14 protein-coding genes are annotated in these 24,192 nt (G+C 39.6%); 9 read left to right on the top strand and 5 right to left on the bottom strand.

What is annotated here, in order from left to right:
- Positions 1 to 71: 71 nt before the first annotated feature.
- Positions 72 to 1,715 (bottom strand): DUF6377 domain-containing protein, encoded by a 1,644-nt coding sequence (locus KUA48_RS06995; protein ID WP_218432121.1) that lies wholly within the window; start codon positions 1,713 to 1,715, stop codon positions 72 to 74.
- A 215-nt stretch (positions 1,716 to 1,930) separates the two neighbouring features.
- Here KUA48_RS06995 and KUA48_RS06990 point away from each other — a divergent pair, with 215 nt between their 5' ends.
- Together KUA48_RS06990 and KUA48_RS06985 are read left to right on the top strand one after the other, a co-directional pair.
- Positions 1,931 to 4,024, top strand: a complete 2,094-nt coding sequence (locus KUA48_RS06990; protein WP_218432119.1) for a glycoside hydrolase family 97 protein — start codon at positions 1,931 to 1,933, stop codon at positions 4,022 to 4,024.
- A gap of 66 nt (positions 4,025 to 4,090) precedes the next feature.
- Positions 4,091 to 5,818 (top strand): alpha-amylase family glycosyl hydrolase, encoded by a 1,728-nt coding sequence (locus KUA48_RS06985; RefSeq protein ID WP_118254357.1) that lies wholly within the window; start codon positions 4,091 to 4,093, stop codon positions 5,816 to 5,818.
- Between the two features lie 141 nt (positions 5,819 to 5,959).
- Here the strand turns inward: KUA48_RS06985 and KUA48_RS06980 are convergent, their stop codons facing one another.
- Positions 5,960 to 6,877 (bottom strand): hypothetical protein, encoded by a 918-nt coding sequence (locus KUA48_RS06980; protein WP_218432118.1) that lies wholly within the window; start codon positions 6,875 to 6,877, stop codon positions 5,960 to 5,962.
- Positions 6,878 to 7,119: 242 nt separating this feature from the next.
- On the opposite strand from KUA48_RS06980, the gene nhaD reads away from it, so the two are divergent.
- Positions 7,120 to 8,490, top strand: a complete 1,371-nt coding sequence (gene nhaD, locus KUA48_RS06975) for a sodium:proton antiporter NhaD (protein ID WP_118254326.1) — start codon at positions 7,120 to 7,122, stop codon at positions 8,488 to 8,490.
- Between the two features lie 187 nt (positions 8,491 to 8,677).
- Here the strand turns inward: nhaD and KUA48_RS06970 are convergent, their stop codons facing one another.
- Both KUA48_RS06970 and KUA48_RS06965 read right to left on the bottom strand, forming a co-directional pair.
- On the bottom strand, positions 8,678 to 10,564 hold the full coding sequence (locus KUA48_RS06970) for a VapE domain-containing protein (protein ID WP_218432116.1): 1,887 nt from the start codon (positions 10,562 to 10,564) through the stop codon (positions 8,678 to 8,680).
- A gap of 229 nt (positions 10,565 to 10,793) precedes the next feature.
- Positions 10,794 to 11,249 (bottom strand): DUF6078 family protein, encoded by a 456-nt coding sequence (locus KUA48_RS06965; RefSeq protein WP_218432114.1) that lies wholly within the window; start codon positions 11,247 to 11,249, stop codon positions 10,794 to 10,796.
- 634 nt (positions 11,250 to 11,883) lie between these two features.
- Here KUA48_RS06965 and KUA48_RS06960 point away from each other — a divergent pair.
- Positions 11,884 to 12,933, top strand: a complete 1,050-nt coding sequence (locus tag KUA48_RS06960; protein ID WP_218432112.1) for a hypothetical protein — start codon at positions 11,884 to 11,886, stop codon at positions 12,931 to 12,933.
- A gap of 145 nt (positions 12,934 to 13,078) precedes the next feature.
- Here KUA48_RS06960 and KUA48_RS06955 read toward each other — a convergent pair whose 3' ends face one another.
- Complete coding sequence (locus KUA48_RS06955; RefSeq protein ID WP_117586369.1) at positions 13,079 to 13,264, bottom strand: hypothetical protein; 186 nt, start codon at positions 13,262 to 13,264, stop codon at positions 13,079 to 13,081.
- 179 nt (positions 13,265 to 13,443) lie between these two features.
- Between KUA48_RS06955 and KUA48_RS06950 the strand changes: the two genes are divergently transcribed.
- The 5 genes from KUA48_RS06950 to KUA48_RS06930 all read left to right on the top strand — a co-directional run bounded on the left by KUA48_RS06950 (position 13,444) and on the right by KUA48_RS06930 (position 24,074).
- Complete coding sequence (locus KUA48_RS06950; RefSeq protein WP_218432110.1) at positions 13,444 to 13,998, top strand: hypothetical protein; 555 nt, start codon at positions 13,444 to 13,446, stop codon at positions 13,996 to 13,998.
- Between the two features lie 319 nt (positions 13,999 to 14,317).
- The gene (locus tag KUA48_RS06945; RefSeq protein WP_218432108.1) at positions 14,318 to 15,046 is read left to right on the top strand and encodes a UpxY family transcription antiterminator; all 729 of its coding nucleotides are present in this window, start codon (positions 14,318 to 14,320) and stop codon (positions 15,044 to 15,046) included.
- A gap of 15 nt (positions 15,047 to 15,061) precedes the next feature.
- Positions 15,062 to 16,684 (top strand): RNA-directed DNA polymerase, encoded by a 1,623-nt coding sequence (locus tag KUA48_RS06940; RefSeq protein ID WP_218432106.1) that lies wholly within the window; start codon positions 15,062 to 15,064, stop codon positions 16,682 to 16,684.
- A gap of 10 nt (positions 16,685 to 16,694) precedes the next feature.
- Positions 16,695 to 21,872 carry a sacsin N-terminal ATP-binding-like domain-containing protein gene (locus KUA48_RS06935; protein WP_218432104.1) on the top strand — a complete coding sequence of 1,726 codons (5,178 nt, stop codon included), beginning with the start codon at positions 16,695 to 16,697 and terminating at the stop codon, positions 21,870 to 21,872.
- A gap of 12 nt (positions 21,873 to 21,884) precedes the next feature.
- Positions 21,885 to 24,074, top strand: coding sequence for an AAA domain-containing protein (locus KUA48_RS06930; protein WP_218432096.1), 2,190 nt, complete (start codon positions 21,885 to 21,887; stop codon positions 24,072 to 24,074).
- Positions 24,075 to 24,192: the final 118 nt, after the last annotated feature.

The following is a 24,192-nucleotide window of genomic DNA, read 5'->3' as shown; positions in this document are numbered from 1 at the left end:
CTCCATTTTTTCGGAAGAAAGCATTGGCAGCTATCTGTTTCGGATATTTGTGCCGTATTCTTAATCTCCCATCAGTCTGCGATAACCATGCAGAGTCTGAGCACATTTTCTTCGAAGTGCTCCTTGTCGATGGCATTGTTCTTGAGCAGGGAACGGTAGTTGTATACGGTTTGTGGCGAATAAGACAGGATGCCGGCTATCTTTGAACTTTCTGTGATGCCTAATCTTAACAGGGCGCACACACGGAGGATAGGGGGCATTTCTCCGTTCTCTTTCAGCTGGATGTGTGCCGATTCTGTAAGCTGCTTGTTCAGCTCGGTTATAAAAGTTGGGTACAGAGACAGGAATGCCTTGTCAAATTCCGTCAGAAACTCCTTGTTCTCTTTCTCTGTATTGGTTGAGGAAGAAAGGAGGCTCAGCAGCTCCTTACTCTGGTTGGCCTTGATCTTTCTAACTGCCAAGGTGCGCAGTTTGCTGTTTCTCTCTATGTTCTTATAGCACAGGTCAATATACACCTTTATCAGTCTCTCGCGCTTCTGGTTGGTGTCCTTCAGTTCGTCGTTGATGAGGTGCAACTGGCTGTTGAGAACTTCCATTTTTGCCGATGTAGCCGTGATTTCGTCTTTCTTCTGTTTCAGAAGTTTGTTCTTCTTGCGGATGAACAGACTGCTAAGTCCCACTCCGAGCAAGAGCAGGAAAATGACCGACAGCGCAATGTAGAGCATGCTGTTGGTGGCTCTGATGTCATCTGTATAGGCATTGGTAATCATCTGCAATTTGGATGAAATCTCAATGCGGCGCAATCGGTTGTTGTATGCATAAGTATCTTCCAGGGATAGGTTGATGTATTCCTGGGCTTTATTCAGACTTCTGGTCTTATGTTTGCAGATGAAGAGTGCGATGTCTTGCAGGGCTACGTTTTCTTTTGTGGCAGAAGTGATGTCTGAGATGGCTGCAACCAGCAGGTAATGTTCCGTCAGTTTTTGGTTGTTGGATTTCTTGTATACTTCGGATAGCGCAAAGGCGGTCATGGCATGGAGACGGCTGTCCGGCTTTTCCATACTCAGTGCTTTTTTGTAGTATTGGATGGTCTTGTTATTGTTGGAATGATTGCTGTAATAGTAAAACTCTCCCAGCAGGTAGTAATAGAATGCATCTTTCTTTGACGACAGTTCTAATGTTTTCTTCAGGTATTCCACTTTCTGCTGGTCGTAAATCTTGCTGAATTCATTGTTCTCACAATAGGTTGACCAGTTGTTGTATAGTCCGTAAAGTGTATAATAGTATTGAAACTGATAGTCAAGTGGATCTTCTTTCTTGGGTTCTATCTTCTGCATGATGTTTTTTGCTTCAGCATAGAATCCACGTGTGATAAGCAGGCTGGTTTGGCTAAGTTGGAATCTTTTATGATATAAGATGTTGTTGCTCTTTTGGGCAAGAACAAGGCCTTTTTTTACGTAAGTCATCGCCGAATCATACTCGTAGGCTTTGTATCCATTGGCGAGTTGCTCGTAAAGCTTGAGCTTGTCCTCGTTGCTGGTTACATACTTGGCACCCTGCTTGATGTCGTTCAGACTTTTCTCTTTTACTTCTACATAATGCGCACGTTTTTCTATGGCAGCATCCAGCTGTTTGTAGAGCTGGCTGTTGTCTGCTTTTACGTAAATCGGCTGTAGCATCAGCAGTGTGATGATTATAACGAAAAGATGTCTCATTTTTCCTATGTTTTTAGATTCTGCTGCAAAAATAATAAAAAACATTGAGGATCTCGCATCTACTAGCCGTTTTTTTTGAGAATTTGCAAAATGTTGATATTCAGAGAGGTGAGGAGGTTGGTAGATAGCGGTAATCTACCAAGAACCTACTATTCGTACCAACTTATCGATTTTTGCCGTACTTTTGCAGCAACAAACAATTTTAAACAAAAAATATGAAAAAACTCTTTTTGCTCGCAAGCCTTCTGATGGCTTTTGGCATCTCAGCAGATGCAGGAGACATCACTTCTCCTAACGGACAAATCAAGGTGAACTTCACCTTGGATGGCACAGTGCCTACCTATAGTGTGACCTATCAGGGCAAGACCATCATCAAGCCTAGCCGTCTGGGTTATCAGCTCGCCAAGGGCGGCAAGGATCTGCTTTCTGATTTTAGTGTCATCAATGAGAAAACTTCCACTTTCGATGAGACCTGGACTCCTGTTTGGGGAGAGAATAAGTCTATCCGCAATCATTATAATGATATGCTGGTAGAGTTGAAGCAGAATTCTACAGACAGTTATATGAACGTTCGCTTCCGTGTTTATGACGATGGAGTTGGATTGCGCTATGAGTTCCCTCAGAAAGGCAATCTCAACTACTTTACCATCAAGGAAGAGCGTACAGAATTTGCCATGACGGGCGATCATACCGCCTGGTGGATTCCGGGTGATTACGATACCCAGGAGTATGAATATACCAAGACCCGTCTGTCGGGCATCCGTCCAGCCTTGCATGCTGCTGTCAGCAGCAATCTCTCACAGACTGTCTTTTCAGATACCGGTGTACAGACCTCACTCCAGTTGAAGACTGATGATGGTATCTACATCAACCTGCATGAGGCTGCCCTGGTAGATTATCCAGCCATGCATCTGAACCTGGATGACAAGACCATGACTTTTACCTCTTGGCTTACCCCTGATGCACAGGGTATGAAGGGATATATGCAGACTCCGTTCAAGAGCCCTTGGCGTACGATGGTCATTACAGATGATGCCCGCAAGGTGTTGTCTTCCAACCTGATTCTCAATCTCAATGAGCCTTGCAAGATCAAGGATACCTCCTGGATTCATCCTGTGAAGTACGTGGGTGTATGGTGGGAGATGATTTCCGGTAAGGGTGAGTGGGCTTATACCCATGATTATCCTACCGTGAAGTTGGATGGAACCGACTATGTACATGCCAAGCCATCGGGCAAGCATTCTGCCAACAATGCCAATGTGCGCCGTTACATCGACTTTGCTGCAGCCCATGGCTTCGATGCAGTCCTGGTAGAAGGATGGAACATCGGTTGGGAAGACTGGAGTGGCTATATGAAGGAAAAGGTATTCGATTTCCTGACTCCATATCCTGATTTCTACATCAAGACACTCAATGAGTATGCGCATTCCAAGGGAGTGAAGCTCATCATGCATCATGAGACCTCCTCTTCTGTAATGAACTACGAGAAGTATATGGACAGAGCTTACCAGTTGATGAAGGATTATGGCTACGATGCAGTGAAGAGCGGTTATGTGGGCAACATCATTCCTCGTGGAGAGCATCACTACAGTCAGTTGGAAATCAACCACTATCTGCATGCCGTAACCCGTGCTGCCGATTATCACATCATGGTAAATGCCCATGAGGCTGTGCGTCCTACCGGTCTCTGCCGCACTTATCCTAACCTGATTGGCAACGAGAGTGCTCGCGGTACTGAATATCAGGCTTTCGGAGGTACCAAACCGGGACATACCGCCATCTTGCCTTTCACCCGTCTGCAGGGTGGTCCGATGGATTATACACCGGGTATCTTTGAAATGGATTGCGCCAATGGTTCTCATTGCAACTCTACCATCTGCGGTCAGTTGGCACTTTATGTAACGATGTACAGTCCATTGCAGATGGCTGCCGATTTCCCTGAGAATTACGAGAAGCACATGGATGCCTTCCAGTTTATCAAGGATGTGGCTGTAGATTGGGACAAGTCTATCTATCTGGAGGCTGAACCAATGGAGTATATCACCGCTGCCCGCAAGGCAAAGGGTTCTGATAACTGGTTTGTCGGTGGCGTTACGGGCATGAAGGCTCATCAGTCTACCGTAAAGCTCGATTTCCTCGAGAAGGGCAAGAAGTATGTGGCTACAATCTATCAGGATGCAAAGAATGCCAACTACAAGACAAATCCTCAGGCTTATGTCATCACCAAGAAGACTGTAACCAGCAAGTCTGTCTTGAAGTTGAACTCCGTTGCAGGTGGCGGATTCGCAATTAGCCTTCTTGCGCAATAAAATGCAGGATTTTAAGTTGTTATGAAAGAAATTATTCTTGAATTAATAATGATGCTCATGAAAAGAATGAATAAAATGTTGTTGGTTGCTGCCTTGGCGGCAACCACACTTTCTGCTCAGGCAGAACAGAAGAAGGGACCGGCTTGGTTGAGTGATGCACTTTTCTATCAGATTTATCCATCTTCCTATATGGATACTGATGGCAATGGTATTGGTGACCTGCCGGGTATCACTTCCAAGTTGGATTACATCAAGTCGCTGGGTGTGAACGCCCTCTGGCTCAATCCGATCTTTGAGTCGGGATGGTTTGATGGTGGCTATGATGTCATCGATTTCTACAAGGTGGATCCTCGATTCGGTACCAATACTGATTTGGTTACATTGGTCAATGAGGCCCATAAGCGTGGCATGAAAGTTTGTCTCGACCTGGTGGCAGGACATTCCAGTACCAAGTGTGTTTGGTTTAAGGAGTCTTCCGAGAAAGATCCTAACCAGCGTTACAGCGACTATTATATCTGGATGAACGATATTCCTGAGAGCGAGAAGAAAGAAATAGAAGCCCGTCATCAGGAGGCAAGTCCGGAGTCTAGTACCCGAGGCAGATATGTGGAGGCGAATGCTCCTCGTGCCAAGTATTATGAGAAGAATTTCTTCGAGTGCCAGCCAGCCTTGAATTATGGCTTTGCTCATCCAGACCCAAATCATCCTTGGGAGCAGAGCGTAGATGCGCCTGGACCACAGGCTGTTCGCAGGGAGATACGTAACATCATGGCTTTCTGGTTTGATAAGGGTGTGGATGGATTCCGTGTTGATATGGCGTCATCGCTCATCAAGAACGACCCTGACAAGAAGGAGGTTTCCAAACTCTGGAATGAGATGCGTGCATGGAAGGACAAGTACTATCCTGAGACCGTCCTGATTTCAGAGTGGGCTAATCCGCAGCAAGCCATTCCTGCCGGTTTCAACATCGATTTCTACATCCATTTCGGTCTTAAGGGCTATGCCTCTCTGTTCTTCGACCGCAAGACTCCATGGGGCAAGTGGGAGCAGAGCTATAAGAACTGCTATTTCGACAAGCAGGGCAAGGGTTCGCTTAAGGAATTTAGCGAGAACTATACCAAGGCATATAATGCCACCAAGAATCTCGGCTACATCGCTGTTCCATCTGCCAACCACGATTACCAGCGTCCTAATATCGGTACCCGCAACACGCCAGACCAGCTGAAGGTGGCGATGACCTTCTTCCTCACCATGCCAGGTGTTCCATTTATCTATTATGGTGATGAGATTGGTATGAAGTATCAGATGAATCTCCCTAACAAGGAGGGTAGCAATGAGCGCTCTGGTACCCGTACTCCGATGCAGTGGACCAAGGGCAAGAATGCCGGCTTCTCAACGAGTGCGCCTGATAAGCTTTACTTCCCTGTAGATACGGAAAACGGAAAGTTGACCGTTGAGGCTCAGCAGGGAGATCAGAATTCTCTGTTGTCATATACCCGTAAGCTGACCGCTTTGCGTCATTCAGCCAAGGCTCTTGACAATGAGGGAGATTGGAAGCTCCTGAACCAGAAGGGTCAGGAATATCCGATGGTATATGAGCGCACTTTGGGTGATGAGAAGTATGTTGTTGTCGTGAATCCTGGTGCCAAGGCTGCCTCTCTCAACATCAGCTCTGTAGGTGGCAAGGCAGTTTCTGTTCTTTCTACAGGCAAGGTTGTATATAAATCAGGCAAGAAGACCGATGCTATCAAGGCTTCAGGCATTAGTGCCGCCGTATTCAAGGTGGCTAAGTAACCTGTGAACATGATTATTGCTAGCTTTATTAAATATCAGAATCCGCATGGATTTTAAGGAAGAATAAGAAAGAATACGAAAAGATAATCCGAAACAGAAGCGTTGTCAGCTATCTGTTTCGGATTTTTTTGTATAGTTTCCTTACTCCTTTATCTCTTTCATGTTTGCAGGATTATAGGGAGTCAACTGCTGCATCTCCTGCTCTGTTGCTTCAGGCAAGGAAGGTATCTTGTTTCTGATGCAGAAATCGGTAATGGCGGCAGCTGATTCTTTGGGAGTAGAAGAATCCGGTTTGATGGATTGCTTCTTTTCTACATACTCCTTTTCCGTGATATATAATTCGGTAATCACATGGATGAGTTGCTGCTGCTTGTCTTTCTTATGAGAGAAAAGATAGCTGTTGTCAGTTTTTTGGAAGAGCAGGTCCTTGAAGGAATAGTAATCTTCAGGACTTATCTGGTAGGTTTCTACCACATGGTCGTAGATATCTGTCTGGGTATAACCGAAAAGCTGGTGTGTCAGATTCTTGTAGGTAGGAAGGTGGTTGATTTCTATCTGACAGATGTTCCGGCTGCTGTCCGTTTGAATACTGCCTATCGTCTGCTGATTGAGCAGGACGAGTTGGGAGCCCAGTGAATCTTTCAGCTGATATTTCTTTCGATATTGCTCAATAAGTGTCTTCTCTTCCGGCCAAGGTCGGAAGGTTCCTTTGTCGCTGACCATGAATGCTCGCTTTTTGTCTTCGGAAACGAGTCGGCTGTTGTGAAGATTTCTTTTGGAATAGGCATTGAGATCCGTCTTTCCATTCTTCAGGTTGATGTAATACTCCACGATGCCGTCGTTGAAGTATTTCATTACAGAGTCGTTGGTCTGGTAACTGCGATAATATCCCTTAAGTCTGATGAAGTGAGGACGGTTCCCGGTTACGTTCACATCCTCCAGTTTCAGTATTTTTGTGATATGTCCAGGCATCTTCTCTTCCTTGTTCTGTGCCATAAGACTGGTAGGAAGGAAGAGGAGAAGCACAAACAGATATTTCATATAATGATGATGTTTCATATTGATGATGCTTTAAAAAGAATACTTAATGATGTGCAAAAGTAAGAATAATCAGTTAGATGCGCAAAGAAAATCTGTTATTATTAGGTTAAAACCGTAAGTAAGTAAACGATTACATACAATTATAATAAGGAATCGTGTGGTTATTGCTTTTCTTTTTGTATCTTTGCAGCCGTTTGGCAATTGTGAGTACCAAATCATACATAAAGGAAAAAAGAATATCTAATAATAAATAAAAAGTAATGACTACACTTACAATTTCTATTATTGTCGTTTTCGTGCTCGGCTATGCACTCATAGCTACCGAAAGCTTGACTAAGGTAAACAAGGCTGCGATAGCCCTGTTGATGTTGGTAGGTTGTTGGACCCTCTACATGATGGATCCAATGCAGTATCTCCAGTTGATGCACCCTGATTATACAGGCGGCGCTGCTGGAATGGTGGAGAAGGTGACCGGAATCATCCAGGAACATCTGGGCGATACTGCCACAACACTCTTCTTCCTGATGGGTGCGATGACCATCGTGGAAATCGTTGACCAGAACGGCGGATTCAACTGGGTTCGCAAGGTGATGAAAACCAAGTCGAAGCGTGCGCTCCTCTGGCGTATCGCTATCCTTACCTTCTTCCTCTCTGCCATCCTCGACAATCTGACCACCAGTATCGTGATGATCATGATTCTCCGAAAGCTCGTTACCGACCACAAGGACCGCATGGTTTATGCATCCCTCGTCATCATCGCAGCCAATTCGGGTGGTGCTTTCTCACCAATCGGCGATGTTACCACCATCATGCTCTGGAACAAGGGATTAATTACTGCTGCCGGCGTTATCGCCGAAATCTTCATCCCGTCTGTGGTTTCCATGGTGATTCCAGCCCTCATCCTTCAGACCATGTTGAAGGGCGAACTCGTGATGCCTGAGGTTTCTGCCCAGCAGAATGCATCGGTCAGCGATTTCACCGAAGGTCAGCGCAAGGCAGTGTTCTGGTTGGGAGTAGGCGGTTTGATCTTCGTTCCTATCTTCAAGAGTATCACCCACTTGCCTCCATTCGTAGGAATCCTTCTGGTATTGGGCGTTCTCTGGACTGCTACCGAAGTTTTCTATCGCGGTTTGCATCGTGGAGCTGATGCCGAGGGCACTCAGAAGCGAGTAACCAAGTTGCTTTCTCGTGTTGATATGAGTACTATCCTCTTCTTCCTCGGTATCCTGATGGCAGTATCCTGCCTGGCTGAGATTGGCGTATTGACTGCTTTGGGTCAGGGCTTGAACGTCGTATTCGATGGCAACCACTACCTCGTAACTGGTATCATCGGTGTGCTTTCAAGTATTGTTGATAATGTGCCTCTGGTAGCCGGATGTATGGGAATGTATCCTGTGGCAGCCGCTGGTGATATGGCTGTGGATGGCGTCTTCTGGCAGTTGCTCGCCTACTGTGCCGGTGTCGGTGGTTCTATGCTGATTATCGGTAGTGCCGCTGGTGTGGTAGTAATGGGCTTGGAGAAGATTACCTTCGGCTGGTATATGAAGCACATCTCCTGGATTGCTTTCGTAGGTTACATTGCAGGTATCGTTTGCTACTGGTTCATCCGCACCTTCCTTTATGCTATCTAAAGGATAATAGTTTTCTCTTACGTGGAAAAGTTTTTTTTGAGAAAAAAGTCTCAAAGTCTCATTTTCTATTGAAAATATTGACTTAAAGACTTGATAGATAATAAGATAAAGAGAATGAGGCTTCTCGGTTTTGGTGCCGAGAAGTCTCATTAAAGTATCATTAAAGTATCATAGAAGTATCATTATTTCACTTTTTCTTTACAAGATACTTCATCCCATCTGCAAATCTCTTATGTTTTAACTCACTCATATTCGCCAGTTTTCTGCCGAATCCCATCAAACTGTTCACCTTGAGCGATGAACCTATCTGCTTTTTCAGATAGTCGAAAATCTCGGCGGCAGTCAGATATTCACCCTCTTTCTCATTCTCAATCAAATCAAAATAGAGCTGGAAATACTGGTCTATCGGCTCAGCCACCTCAAACTGGCAGTTGTTCTTCATGATCAACTTCACCTGTTCTGCATCAAAATAACTCTTCTCGCCATTGTGCAAAGCAGTCAGCGCCTGGGCGAAAAGTTGCTGATAGTTCGGACGCACACTCACATCGATCGGTCCCGTCAGTTCCACACCGATGAATCTTCGGTTGCCGGATGGATCGGTGAGAATATCCGTGATGTTGCTCGTGGCGATGAACGAGGCGAGACGAGGAAATTCCATGACATGACTACCATACGGAGGCTTGTATTTCAGCGTAGGCAACTGGATGAGGTTCTTCAGGAATCCCTGCTGCATCTGTGGAGAAATCTGGTTGAACTCATCGAGATTGATAACCATAAACTGCGCCATCGCCTGATAAACCTGACGTTTTTCTGACAGAATCAGATTATCGTTATATCCCCACTGCAGTTCCGGCGGTAACAGCCGGCGACAGAAAGTACTCTTGTTGTAACCCTGCTTGGAAATCAGAAGCGGAGCCACCGAGTTGCCATACTGGCGATGGGTAAAGCCGCGCCACTGGTCAACCATGCCCAGAAACCAGGTGTAGAACCAGTCTGCCCAGTAAGGATTGTTGGTAGGAACCGTACGAGCCAAGGCACGTATATGGTCCTTCCCGTCCCATTTGTCGTAGCATTGGAAGAGATATTCATCTATCGGATTATAATTCTTGATGTAATCAGACTCTAGAAAATTCCTGACATCCTTGATGCTCACCCGGATATCAGCGAGCTGCACCTCCAGCGTCATGCGCTTCTGCACTCTCGGATCTACGGGCTGGAAACCATACCAGCCTTTCTCTTTCGGCATGTATTCCACGAATTTCATCACCGTGTTGTATCTGAAGTTATATTTGCTTTTCAGCAGCTGCATCATGCTCATGATATTCTCGCGAACGCTATTCTTGTCAACTTTCTTTTCTTCTTCCGAAGTATCGGAGCCAAGATTCATCTGCTGATTATCTTCCGTGTTGAAAGCTTGGTTCTGAGGGTGCATGTTGCTGTCAATTTTCATCGCCACCGCCTTACTGTTGAAATAAGGTTTCGCATCGAGCGTCATCATAAAACTGTTGTGCATCGAAGGCTCAAAAGACAGGTTTGCGCCCGCTTCTATAGAAGGTTTCGGTCCGTCTGTGAGCACCGAAGCCTTGGCAATCGCCTGATATACAGGCAGAATCTGCTGGTAAGCGATGCGGTACAGTCGTTCGGCATCCGCCTCCTCAGCAGGCAGCAAGTCATCTTCATTGCTGAATTTCACCAATACGATAACCGACTTACCATCAGCACCTTCCAACGCAGCAAAGGTAGAAGGCAGCATGGCAACCGAGCGCTTCACGCCCTCCACGCCGTCTGCATCTGTGATGTTTCCGAATTTCAGCAGCAGGATACCATTGCACGCCTTCATCTTCAGGTTGTTGTTTTCGTCTTTGGCGAATTCAGCAGCGGGGTAGATGTGCATCCATGTTGGCATATCCTTGTAATACTCGTAGTTGTTTTCCATATGGGGCACATATTCACGGAAATGGGTAACAGTATTCTTGCTGTCATCCTTAGCGATGCGCTCCAGCAACTTCTCCATCGTCTTGGTGCTGACGAGGAGCTGCTTCTTGTTGTTTGTATGAACGATTGTTACCTTCATTGAATATATTGATTAGAATGTTTGTTTGTTAACTGTTAACCATAAACTGTCAACTATAAACTATAAAATCTTATCAGTGTTGCCCAAAGTTTGGTTGGTAAATTGGGCACTCGTTTCCCATTGTACGGGCAATGGCTGCCCGTCACTTGTTCTCTGGTAGCCCGTCACGTGTTCTCTGTGGGACCGTTTAAATGGCATGGCTGGAACATCTGGAGGGCAGAGAAAAAGATTAGCTTTTAGTGAAATCAATCTCTTCTGAGAAATGGTCGAATTCAACATCTTTATATCCGTATCTGGCGAAGAGCTGTTTGATATATGCCTGTTGTTCCGGCAGGAGTTTCAGTTGTCCCAGTTTGTAACGGTAGTATTGTCCTTTGCTACCGAGGTAGTCTCTCATTTCGGCGCGCAGTGCAGGAGCGTCTTTCACTTTCATTTCGGTAAAGAGATGGTCGAATCCCCATGCCATTTTCACGACACGCAGCGGTGCGAAGTACTTGCATTCTCCGTTTTTCAGGGCATTTGGGAAAATGGCATCCCCTCTATCTGTCTTCTCGTTTTTGTAGAGACCGGATAGATAGTGGATACATTTGTTTTTCATCGGACATGGTTCGGTGAAACAGTAGGTGATGTTGCTAGGTACGTTTCCGTACTCAAAAGCCTTTTTCAGTAATTCCTTTTCATCCATGTTTCTTAAGTATTAAGAATAAAACATTCTGTTTTACTAAACGCAAATACATCCTGTTTATTGCCTTGCAAACGGTATTATTATCACTTCATAAAGCATTTTTTTTCGATGCAAGCAAGAAATCATGATACTTCTCCCTAATTTATGATACTTCGATGATACTTCTATCTGCATTTTCAGAGAAGTCTCATTTATGTTAAGGTGTTGTGTATTAAAGATATAAGTCTTATTTTATACCCAAAAATGAGACTTTGATACTTTTTTCGAAGAAAAAAGATTTATACGTGCGTATATTTATTGGTTCTTTATCGCTTGCGTACTTCTTTCTAAATATCATTATAGCCTCATCCCTTTTGTTGGAAGAATCATGTTCCGCAGATACCTTCCTTTTTACGATAGTGTCCCCTCACATAACTTTTTTCGAAACTTTTTAGCTAAAAGTTTTGTTGTTTCGAATAACATTTGTACCTTTGTAGCAACATACTCACCCCGCTTCCCTTTAGAACAGCGCGCTCAGGGTGAGTCTTTTTTTTGTCTTTTTGCCATGTTCAGTATTTAGCTATTCGATAAATGCAGAAGAAGATAGCTCTGACATGTACAATACTGTAATCAACCATATAACAAGTGATAAGCAATGACCGGAAAGATTGGAAGAAAAAAGGTATTGAAGTTTCGCGACTTCCCAACACGCCTACATGGCGAGATATTCTTTGTAGAGAATGGGTATGATGAAAAGTTGAACCTTTCCATCATCAACCATCTCCTGGATATCAACAACTTGTTTATCAGCAAGTCAATTCATTTTAATTATTTTCCATTTCTGGGTCCTCATATCAGGAAGACAGCTCTCTACAGCTATCCTGCGATGAATAAAGAGGATTTGAACATCTCTGTTCCTTCCGATTTGCTGTTGTCGCAATTGGTAGAAGAAAAGAATAAGGAGAAATTACATCCTAGCATCTTACAGCTAGACCATGAGGAGGATGGCATATATTATGTCAATTCCTATTCTTTGTCTATAGAGGAAGATGAGGATTTTATGCCATTGATGCAGGCTGCGTATGATAAGTTGCCGGATTGCAAAGTGATGTTCAGCTCTGTCGATGATTTTCCATACAGTATATTTGATCCGACACCGATTCCGGCAGATGAAACATTCAGCTATGATATCAGGCAGAAGATGAAGGAGGTGTACCGACAGGTACAGGACTTACGCCTTGGTGGGGTAAGCGATTGGGTGCTGAAGCAGTATCTCTTTCCACCCAAGAATCTGAGTAGAATGGTCATCATGGAGAATTACGATATCATACTGCCCGACTATCATGATATGACTATTAAGATGGAGCCATTGGTAAAGGCGGTGTATATTCTCTTTTTGCGTCATGAGGAGGGAATCCTTTTCAAATGTCTGTCGGATTATAGGGAAGAGCTATATGATATCTATGTGGATATTCGCAAGAAATCGAACAACAACGGGGCACATCTTTCAGAAGAGAAGATTCGCCAGAGCATCGAAGCCCTGACGAATCCATTGTCTAATTCTATCAATGAGAAATGTGCCCGTATCCGCCAAGCCTTCACTCTCCAGTTTGATGAAAGTCTAGCCGGGAGTTATTTCATTGATGGCAATCGTGGCGAACCCAAGAAGATACCATTGGATAGAAAACTTGTGGAGTGGAAGTGAATTTTCTTAGGTATTCTTCTTGGATAACAAATAAACTCCTATGGCAACCCAAACGCTCGGTCCGAGGTTTGGGTTGCCACGCATAATGATACTGATAAAGCCAATTACTCCAATCAGAATACATGCCCATCCCCAAATCTTCAACTTAGTTCTTCTTTTCAAGCTCATTTGGCGTTTTCTTCTTGGAGCATAATACGACAATGAGACCAATCACCACATTGATGAGTGAGATACCAAAAGCCCATCCGAAACCAATCTTTCTGTTTCTTCCCAGGCAACCAACGCCGAATGCTAACGCAACGGCAATCACGAAAAAAAAGAGTCTTTCCATATTCCTATTATTTTTATTGTTATTTTGGCTGCAAAAATAATAAATGGTGGTAGATGTTACAAATGTTTAGGCTCCACAAGGCTTGTGGAGATAAGTTTTTCCCGAGTTTGTACATCTATTTGCAAAAAAAGAACTAACTTTGCCATCTCATAAAGTATTAATTTAAAAAGATTATAATTATGGTGTTACCAATTATTTCAGTATTGATTGGCATAAGTTTAATGTATTACATCCGCCAGAAAAGAGCAGAAAAAGAGATGGATGAGATCGTTAATTCTATCTCGCCATCTAATGATAGCAATGAGAATATTGGTACTAGAGACTTGTGTCTTGAGTTGCTCCGGCAGCTTAATTGTGAAGTTCGTATAGAGCATGATGACATTTACTTCACGTATCAAAATGAGAAGTTTATGATAGAGGCATCAAACGAATCAGCCTTTATTACAATTTGGGATCTTCATTGGGATATGGTGGATTCGGAGAATATCCAAGATGTAGAGAATATGAAAAAGGCAGTTAATCGTACTAATCAATTAGGGCATAATACGGTCTTGTATATGTCGTATGAGGAAGAAAAGTCTTATTATATTCTGTCTAAGTTGCAATGTTTGCTAATGCACAACATTCCAAATACAAAAGCCTATCTTGCTGCGATTCTTAATGACTTTTTCAGAACCAAGCAATGTTACTCCCAGGTTCTTGATGACATAGGCAAAGAGGGGGCACAGATATAAATGCCGTTGTAGCTGGTGTTATCTTGTAAAATGAAATGAACCAGTTTCGTTGTTTTATAAGTTGTGTTCCCAACAACAAATCGGTAAAAATCGAAAGAATAACGACTAGGGCGATTGCAGTATCTGTTTCTGCTTTGCCCCAGCAGGGTTTTATTAGATGTAATTATTTGAACCATAAACAAACGTTAAATTATTTGGTTATCTCTACTTTTTTCTTATTTTCTTCTTTGGTCTAATTTAATTTTATTATTTTTGTAGTTAAATAACGGCAATTCTATAAAGTAAAGACCAACTGGTTTTATCTAATTCTTTAACGAAAATGGAAGATTCTGCCAATCAGCCTCTTATGGCTGATGCTTCATTGTATAATGGGCAACCTACTGACACAGGTTCATCGTGTCCAAGTGCAAGACTTACCTCTTGTACGCCCTCCATCCAAAATAACAAGGATGGGGTGTCGGTAGAGAACGTGCTTGATGCAAACAAGCAATGGTTCGTGCTACGAGTTTCGTATGGGCGAATCATCAAGGCAAAAGCATTTATTGAAGCTAAAGGATTGGAATGCTATGTTCCTTTGCGATATAAAGAGGTAAGGAAGCATGGGAAGAAGAGAATCATTACAGAGCCTCTACTCTCCTCATTCCTCTTTGTTTATGCTACAGCAGAACAAGTAGAAACCTTGCTTCACGACAATAGGGTTGTTGCAAATGAAAGCAGAGCCTTGCTCAGCTATTACTTTGATCACACAATTCATTGTCCAGACAATCCTGATTACAATCCTCCACTCACCATCCGAGATAATGCGATGAGCAACTTCATCAAACTCACATCCATTAAGAATTCGCATATAATTCCTGTAACAACTGGTATTATCAAGTTTAAATTGGGTGATGAGGTCGTAGTGACAGAAGGTGAATTCAAAGATATTCATGGCAGAGTGGCAAGGATTGCAGGACAACAGAGGGTGGTTGTTGAAATATTTGACGAATGCTTTGTGGCAACAGCTTACATACCGAAGAATGCCGTAAAATTGTATGTTGAATATTAATTCATTACAATATCAATGGATGAAAAAACGAAAAATATACTTAGCCTTAATCATAAGGAGGCAATGGATTTCTTTTTGAAATCAGAACAATATCATGGATTTGAACTCCCTGAGTATTTTGTGTTTGATGAACTTCTACAGAATGTAAAAGAAGCTGTTGGAGATAAAACATACGAGGAATGTTTACAGGAGGGGTTATCACCAGAGAATCTTTCTGGAGTGAATTTGGACATCTTACTCAATAAGGATGGTAGATATGCAGTTCGTCCTATTATTCTGGCGAATCCATTCTTATACTGTTTCCTTGTAAGAGAAATATGCAATGAGAAGTCTTGGACATTGATAACGAAACTTTTTGAGAGATTCCTGGTTCCGCATATTACATCATGTGCTTTACCTGTTATTCCAAAGGATAGGGAATCATTTCATAAATCTACCACCATTCTTAATTGGTGGAGTTCTATGGAACAACGGAGTATTGAACTATCTCTCGAATACCGTTATATGTTTGTTACAGACATAACAAACTGCTACGGCTCGGTAAATCCGCAAGCATTTGATTGGGCATTCTCATTCAAAGATACAGAGCATGAGCAGAAAACAGAAAATCCGATTGCTAAGAATATTCAAAAGTATCTTCGCGCTTTTCAGCAAGGGCGCAACATCGGTATCCCTCAGGGATGTGCAATATTTGATTTTATAAGTGAAATTATTCTTGGCTATTCTGATTTATTGCTACATGAAGCAATACAAAGGAAAGGCATCATTTCTTCGTACGAAATAATACGCTATCGTGATGACTACCGCATATTCTGCAACGACAAGGATGAACTCGAAAAGATTTCTTACATACTTCAACACGTATTGGAGGGTTTGAACTTCCGCATGAATAGCAAGAAGACTAAGATTAGCGAGAGTATTGTTACTGATGCTATCAAATCCGATAAACTTGCATATATCTACAATACACCTGTAATTAATAAGAAGGGTTGTGATTTTGATAGTTTCGAAAAGTATCTGCTCTACATTTTGATGTTCGCTCGCCAATATCAAGATAGTGGTTCCATTAAGATGATGCTTTCGGATATAGATAAGCGTATAATAGATTGGCTTAAACCTTATGAAGAGACAATAATAACTATACCTCTTCTTGAAGGTGAAGAACAGAAGACCGAAAAAGTCATGAAGCAACGCCGTCTTGTAGGAGGCAGCATCCGAGCTATGTCGGCAGTATGTGCCCAAATAGCTTTAGAAAATATAGGTTGTTGCCATTATGCCTTACGTGTGCTTAGTAGAATGGTAGATTCCTTAAAAGATGAAAAGGAGAAAAGTACTATCATCAATCTCGTTTATTCCAAGCTCTGCAATCAACCCAATTCCGACTATAACCAGCTTTGGCTTCAGAATATAACATATCAGCAAGACAAGGAAAATGGCACATCACCATATAAGATGAGATTGTGCCGTGTCGTTGCAGGGGATAAAAACGTGGAACTCTGGAACAACGAGTGGGTGAAGCCTAACCTATTGGCTGGCTTGCATATAGAAGAAATTGTCAATCCTGAGACTTTGAAGAAGGTAACGCCTGTGATTACGTTTAGGGAGACAAGAATGTATTTAGAAAATTATTCAATTTAAAATATTCATTATGCAATATTCTGTTGGAGAAAAAATAAAAACACGAATCAATAAGATTCAAGACAATGGTTGTTTCTGCTCATTTTTCCCATTGTGGCAAAAACAATTTGGTTTTATGCCCAACTATTTAATGCCAAGTTGCTTTGATGAAAATGGAAACATTACTATTAATGTTGGAGATGATATAGAAGTTATAATTAGTAAAATTACAGCTCGTGGGATTATTTTGTCAGACATTCTTACGTTTGAAAAAGAACAAGAAAAGATTAAAGAAAAAGAATACCAAGATGCTCTAATTGATGATTTTGTGCATAAATTTGAAGCAGGCACCTTCTTTGAAGTAGAAGTAATCCAAGTGAAAAAGAATAAAGTAATTATAAGACTTGGTGAGCTGAAAGGAATTATCAACAAAGAGGATACTAATTGGAATGAAATTGATAGATTAGAAGATTCTGTTTTTGAAGGGGAAGTGCTTAAAGCTGTATTTATAAAACACGAAAATCATCAGTTATTCTTCAGTACTAAGCTGTTAAATGAAAAGCCTTACGAAGAATCTCTTTACAAACTTTCTTTGAATGAACTTCTAAAGTTCGCAGGACATGATACTAATACCTTTATTGGTGAAGCGAAGCAATATGGGAAATATACGTTCATAGTAAATTTATACTCATGCAGTGAAAATCAAAGAGGAAAGCTTTTGATAGATCCTATATATGGGTATAATCTTCGTGCTATAGTACCAAATGCAAACTTTAATATAGAAGAAGGACATTTCTATAAAATTGCGCTAAGTTTAACTCCTCAAATTAAGCGAATAGAACGGAATCAATTATTTCAATTCTTTGCGACTGAATTTGAAGAAACTCCAAATCCATATAAAGAAGGAGTCAATTTGACTTTTGAAAAATTTACTTCTCCGGCTGGTAATGTTGCTACGGCACATTTGTTGGAAGAAGTAGGAAAAAACATGTACTCTTCAAAGGATAGAATGTTTTTTGAATTAGTGCAAAATGCAGATGACGCAGCGTCCCAAAAAGGCGTTTGCATCAAAGTCAAGACAAATGGTGATTATTTAATAGTTTCTCATAATGGCTATAGTTTTGATAAAGATGATTTTGATGCAATAACATCCGCAGCTAATGGAACAAAAAAAGCAAATGAAAATAAAACAGGATATAAGGGAATTGGCTTTAAATCTGTTTTTACAGACTCTAGTAAGGTCTTTATAAAGACTGGTGGTTATCAATTCAAATTTGACAAAAGTGATAAAAGATTTACTGATTTTGATGCTTTTTATTTTTCAGTCAACAGATTGACAACCGATGAGCAGAAGTCTTTATTCTTACAAAAATATAATAGCGAACGTAGTAGATTTCGAGGTGTTTCAGATATTCCATGGCAATTAGAACCTATTTGGATAGATACATATCCCGCAGAATTAGGAGATGCTTTCATGTCAGCAAATGTAGCTATAGCACTTTTGTTAGGTAAGAATAACATTGAAGGTTACGATGGCTATCGTCTAGCGATTGACGAAATTATCAATAACCCTAAATTTATGTTGTTTTTGCGCAAAACAAATAGAATAGATTTCAACAACAAGTCTGTTAGTAAAGAAATAGAAGGTGATACAATTATCCTCAAAAACTCATTCGCTTCAACTCGAATAGAATATTTTAAAAGAAAAGATTTTGAAGTACTGGTAAGCAATGCTTCTTTTGAAAAATCGGATATTGATATTCGTATAAAAATTGAAGAGGAAGATAAAAAAACTGGCAAAATTATCGAAGCAAAATTCGTTGACTTATATGGTCAAGAATTAGAAAACATTCCTAAGAAAATAGCTATTAATAATTCTACGACAATTTCATTTGCAATTTCAATCCAAGAGGATGGTTCTATAAATCCAAATACAGGCTGCAACGAAATATCAATGTTTGCTTTTTTGCCAACATTGGTGAAAGATTTTAAATTCCCTTTTTTTATCAATGCTAATTTTATTCTTGATCCACCACGTCAAAGAATCTTAGGTGACAATCCATGGAATTTCTACCTAATGCAAGAAATTGCAAAGAGATTGGTTTCTTGGAGTGCTTCATTGAGCGAAAGACGAGATAGAAATGCTTTAAACATTCTTGTTCCTAAATATTTTGAAGAAGATACAACTGACACAAAGCGACTTGCTGAACACTTTAATTCTACTTATAGAAATGCTCTTGAATCAGAAGCGTTTATCCTTAACCATAAAGGGGATATGGTACTTCAAGAAGAAATTATAATCGATAAAACAGGTTTGTCCGAAATTATCGGTGAAGATCTATTTTGTCAAATACTTAATACCTCTAAAAAATTACCTTCTAATATTATTGATAGTAAAATTTTAAAAGAAAGTATATTTGAAAGGATTGAGGCGTTGGAGTTTAATATTGTTATAGATTCTGTCACGGATAGTTCCAATTTCAACAAATGGTATATAGAAGCTTCAGAAGAAGACAAACAAGTACTATATAAATGGATTGCGGACAAACGTTGTAAAACGCATGAAGACAAATTAAAACGTTTTGTTTTACATCTTCCATTATTCCAATTTGCAGATGAATACAAATCATACGAAGAAATAGATTCTTTTAATTATATCTTCACTACAGAGCATATCATTCCTATTAAAGAAATATTATCAAAACTTGGATTCAAATGCTCGGATAATTTAATTGATAAAAACTTTCCATTATTTGATTTTATTGGTGGGCAAGATGAGGAGGAATTGTTCCAATCAATTAAAGTATGTGATTTTTCTAATCTTGATGCTGTAGAAAGATTTACGTTATTCTGTGCTCTAAAAGATTTCAACGGAATTGGGGTGGCAAAACTTAAAGAGATACCTCTATTCAAAAATATGAATGGAGATTTCACCCCATTAAAAGAAATGGTCGCTTATCGTAAGAATTATCCTCTATGGTTGTCTGCATATGTGTTAAATAACATTGATAATCATTCATGTTTATCAGAATACCTCATAAGTCAAGATGACGAGTTTGATGAGATAATCAGAAAGCATTATGATGATTTAGATGTGTCGATTTCTGAATTATACGAAACTTATAAGCCACAATGTACAGGACCTTTTATACGTCATCTTATTGATAATCGCACCATTAATGACGAACTTCTAACTATAGTTGAAGAGTCTGATACTGAAACTAAAAAGTACTTTTTAAATAGTATTAAGAAGTTGGATCTGTTCTCTACATCCATATACAAAAAAATATCTTTCGAGTCTCGCACTCTTCAATTGGCTTTGTCTGTATTGAGTAATCCTTCGGTATTTTCTTCTAAAGTGTTTCTAAACGATCAGTGTATTAAAGAATTTTCTATTATTGATGATGTCATATGTGAGTATACTCAAAATGGGGTAAAAAAGAAGGTAAGAATGTCTTTAGCAAAATTATTGCCACAATATAAAAATAAATCCGACTCCATCAATAAATTTAAAGAACTATTTGAAATAAAAAAAGATCTCAATAAATTCTTTAATGCGGAACCTATGCCATTGTATCGGATAGTAAAAGCTTTAGAAGATAAAGATTCTTTGGGATTATCACCAGGTGAATGGGTATACGATAAAAATGGCAATGCATACCAATACTTGTTTTATGTATATTATTATTATGGAATAAAAGGGTATACTAGTAGTTGGGTCATAAGTATCAAATTGGAAAACGAAACAGAGTTTTTTATCAACGAAATGATGAATTTTCTTTTTAATAATGATATTTCGATAAAGGAATCTCCTTTTACCTATCGCATAAGACACTACTTTAGAGGTAAAAATCTATCTGATGCCTATCTTTTCAATGAAGAAAAACTTATTCCTTCCATCCAAAAGTGGGCTGATAGTATCGAAAAGAGACAATATCTTATTCAAAATGGGGTATTAGATGGCTCATGTCATTATGTTTTGTTCCGTAGTTCTTTTTTGGAAGATAAATATATAGAGTCCATAAAACTATCTGATATAGAATTACGCAAAAGTATTGAATATATTGCTACTACAGATGGATACAAGAAGCCTTTTATTGGTGAAAATCAAAAAGACTTATTACTAAATATTCGCAATAAAGGGGTACGTTATCTTGTGTCTAGATGTAATTTCGCTGAGTTAAATTCAAAATCAGAGGAATGGAACTCTGATATTTATAATAAATGGAAGGAAGAACGCAGGGTTCAAATATTTCTTATTGATGGCAAAATTCCAATGGAATTGTTGTATGAAAATACTGTTCTATTGCGATTCTCTGAAAATGATTTTATATATGATAGTTCTAAGTTATATATCAGTAAGGATGTAGAGCTTAATATCAAATTCTTTGATATTGCAAGTAAAGGCCGATTTGGGGTAAGTCTTGATGACTACAAGACTCTTTTTATGAGTGGAAGAGTTTCTGTGTCAAAGAGAGAAATTGATGAAAAGAATAAACAAATTTTGGATTTACAGAAAGAAAATCAAGAGAAAGATGAATTATTGAAAAAGTATCGTGATAGATTCGGAGAACTTAGCATCGCAAAAAAAAACACTATAAAAGTATCAAATACAGAAATATTAGCAATACCAAATGATAAAAAATCTGATAAGACTGTTCATCTTGCTAAAGCAGATACTAACATCTTATCACAACAAGAACAAATAGAAGCCCAACTTGAGGCACAAAAATATCTTCTCTCTATTAAACCAATGTGGAAATTCCCGGAAAATTTTGCAGAAGTTGACGAAGAAGGAAAACCTTATTGTTTCTCAACTTTCGAGATTACAGATGAAGAAGGGAAAAATAAAGCTATTGTTTTGAAGAGTTTTAAAAAAGACAAAGCACCTTTTTCTATCAATCCCGAAGAATGGGATTATCTCACTGATTCTAATGCTAAATTAGTGATTTATAGAGGAAATGGGTATCATGAAGAATTAGGAAAGGAAGACTTGATTAGAAATCAAAATTGTATAACTCTTCGGTTCAGTACAGAGAACTTGGATATTGAAGACAGAATATCCCAATTCTCAGACATTCTTCATTACTTTAAACAGATTCATTTTGATTTTGAAAGTTTTAATGTTCCAAACCGTGCAAAGTCAATTTCTGGAATTACTAATAAAAAACAAGGAACACAGCCTGTTGGCAGTGAGAAAGACATTTAAATAAATAAGGATATGAAATATAATAGAAAACAATATCAAGACTTTCTTTCTACAGAAATAGAAACCCAAGTTAGAGGTTACGAGCAAATCGTAAACACTAAAGCTTTGGTTTTAAAGAACCGTGGGGATGTTTTTGTGGGAATGTTCATAAAGATTAACGATCAAGGAATTGCGATATTTAAAGTCCGCCAGTCTGATAAGATGCCTCGTAAGAATTCTTTTTGGACGGCAGTTTATTACATTGACCCTATGTCTAAGTTTAGGCATTGGGGAGATTTTTCATGGTTGGAACTTCGAGAGAAATATCAGAAAGATTTTTCTGATGCTTATTGTTGTTGGCTTTCAAAATCCGACGACGATGACTTTTGTTTAGTAGGTTTTAAAAATATAGCCATCGAATTTGCCGAATTATTAACCCCAAATGTCATCGTTGCTTTTGGACCAAATGATCCTCCTCTTCAATATCTGCAAAATTTGCTAACATACACAGAAACAGTATCTACGGACCCTGTTTTGGATGCTGAGTTGGGTACCCATATGTGGACTCCAACTCCTATTGAGGCCAACGAGGATTCTAACAATTTACTATTAGAGTATTTGGACAATTCTAGTCATCTCATTATACAAGGACCTCCAGGAACTGGCAAGACATATCGTATGGCTAATCTTGCCAGACATCTTTTAGATAAGAACAAAAGTGTGCTTGTGACCGCTCTGACTAATCAAGCATTGATGGAACTTGCAGCAAAGGAAACTCTTGATGATTATATAAAAAGAGGATGTGTTTCTAAAACGAGTTTAACTATTGATGAGACTCGACAACTTAATCTAAAAAAAGTCAAAGAGAACAAGTGTAACCCCATAAAAGGAGAATTGACTCTTGCATCTTTTTATGTGTCGAGCGGTTGGACATCTGAAGAATCGGTTTTTGACTATGTAATAATGGATGAAGCAAGCCAGGCTTTATACCCAATGATTGCTGTTTCATTTAAACTGGGTAAAAAGGTGATATGGGTTGGTGATCAAAAGCAACTTTCACCTATTGTACTAACGAATGAAGATATAATTAATGGGAATAATTGGAATGACATTGTCAATGGTTTCAATACACTTTGTAACAGCACTGATTATAAATCGTTTCTTTTGAAGGATACATTCCGTTTGACAAAAAGAGGGGCAGAATGTACAGGTGTGTTTTATGATAACTTGCTTAATTCTGTGTCCGAATACCAAACCATTCCCGTGAACATAAGTTGGCTGAAAAGTGATGGTGGTCCTGTTATAGAATATCTGTCACTTCCTCTTGGCGAGAAATCTCCAGAGATAGCAATCAGTTTTATACTTTCCAAAGTAAAAAGTATTCTTGAGGTTTCGTCAAAGGCTAGTATTGCAGTATTGTGTAAATTTAAAGATTCAATTCGTTCATTGCAGAAAGCGTTTGTGTTAGGTTTGTCAGTAAAAAATCTTCCGGATAACATAAAGATTGAGACTGTTGATCGTGTGCAAGGTCTTACTGTAGATTACTGCTTTTTTATTATACCAAATGTATCTACAAGATATTCCCTACAAAGTGAATTGTTTAATGTAGCAACGTCTCGTGCTCGTTATTGTACCATTATTGTAGCGGACAAATTGCTTTTAAAAGAAAATATGAACGAAGATGTACGTAAGTATCTGTTAAAAGCTTCTAACGATTCTTATGTGTCGTTGGCCAAAACTATTTCGTCTGGCTCTATTACTTTAACGATAAAGGATAAAATTGACCTATCTAAATTTGAAAGAAAAAGAACAGAGTTAGTTGAAGGAAAAGAAAACATTTACATTATAGATACAAATGTTTTTGTAAATTGTCCTGATATCATTAATAAGATTGGTAAGAAGTATAAAATAATAATACCATCTACAGTTCTTGAAGAATTAGATAAGCTCAAAATTAAAGAAGGTGTTGACAAGACAATACTTAGCAAAGCTGCAAAAAACATTTCTGTAGCGTTTACTCAAAAGTATTCTTGTATGGAAGATGCTAATATTTCTCTTCTTCCAAATGGGTTTGACCGAAGAAATCCTGATTGTAAAATTTTATCTGTGGCTCTTAAACATTCTGAGGAGAACCCTATACTCCTAACATCTGACAACATGTTAGCTGCAAGAGCAAAGGGATTAGGCATAACAACTATTACGCTGAAAGAGTTCTTAAAATGATAGATATTTTTGGGGACAGGAGAGATTGTCCATGGATACACAACCTCTCCTGAACCATAATTTCTGAAAAGATACAAGATGGGGTAGCCGATGGCTTACAAGCAACTCCTTATAAACG

Origin of the sequence: Segatella copri (genome assembly GCF_019249795.2) — a bacterium.
Lineage (GTDB): Bacteria > Bacteroidota > Bacteroidia > Bacteroidales > Bacteroidaceae > Prevotella > Prevotella copri_B.
Note: the sequence above shows the minus strand (reverse complement) of the source record. Positions and strands in the feature narration are given on the sequence as shown.

Excerpts from the sequence above, each read along its gene's own strand:
- KUA48_RS06945 (WP_218432108.1), top strand. The coding sequence starts at position 14,318 with ATGGAAGATTCTGCCAATCAGCCTCTTATGGCTGATGCTTCATTGTAT.
- KUA48_RS06950 (WP_218432110.1), top strand. The coding sequence starts at position 13,444 with ATGGTGTTACCAATTATTTCAGTATTGATTGGCATAAGTTTAATGTAT.
- KUA48_RS06940 (WP_218432106.1), top strand. The coding sequence starts at position 15,062 with ATGGATGAAAAAACGAAAAATATACTTAGCCTTAATCATAAGGAGGCA.
- KUA48_RS06980 (WP_218432118.1), bottom strand. The coding sequence starts at position 6,877 with ATGAAACATCATCATTATATGAAATATCTGTTTGTGCTTCTCCTCTTC.
- KUA48_RS06970 (WP_218432116.1), bottom strand. The coding sequence starts at position 10,564 with ATGAAGGTAACAATCGTTCATACAAACAACAAGAAGCAGCTCCTCGTC.
- KUA48_RS06965 (WP_218432114.1), bottom strand. The coding sequence starts at position 11,249 with ATGGATGAAAAGGAATTACTGAAAAAGGCTTTTGAGTACGGAAACGTA.
- KUA48_RS06955 (WP_117586369.1), bottom strand. The coding sequence starts at position 13,264 with ATGGAAAGACTCTTTTTTTTCGTGATTGCCGTTGCGTTAGCATTCGGC.
- nhaD (WP_118254326.1), top strand. The coding sequence starts at position 7,120 with ATGACTACACTTACAATTTCTATTATTGTCGTTTTCGTGCTCGGCTAT.
- KUA48_RS06995 (WP_218432121.1), bottom strand. The coding sequence starts at position 1,715 with ATGAGACATCTTTTCGTTATAATCATCACACTGCTGATGCTACAGCCG.
- KUA48_RS06935 (WP_218432104.1), top strand. The coding sequence starts at position 16,695 with ATGCAATATTCTGTTGGAGAAAAAATAAAAACACGAATCAATAAGATT.
- KUA48_RS06930 (WP_218432096.1), top strand. The coding sequence starts at position 21,885 with ATGAAATATAATAGAAAACAATATCAAGACTTTCTTTCTACAGAAATA.
- KUA48_RS06990 (WP_218432119.1), top strand. The coding sequence starts at position 1,931 with ATGAAAAAACTCTTTTTGCTCGCAAGCCTTCTGATGGCTTTTGGCATC.
- KUA48_RS06985 (WP_118254357.1), top strand. The coding sequence starts at position 4,091 with ATGAATAAAATGTTGTTGGTTGCTGCCTTGGCGGCAACCACACTTTCT.
- KUA48_RS06960 (WP_218432112.1), top strand. The coding sequence starts at position 11,884 with ATGACCGGAAAGATTGGAAGAAAAAAGGTATTGAAGTTTCGCGACTTC.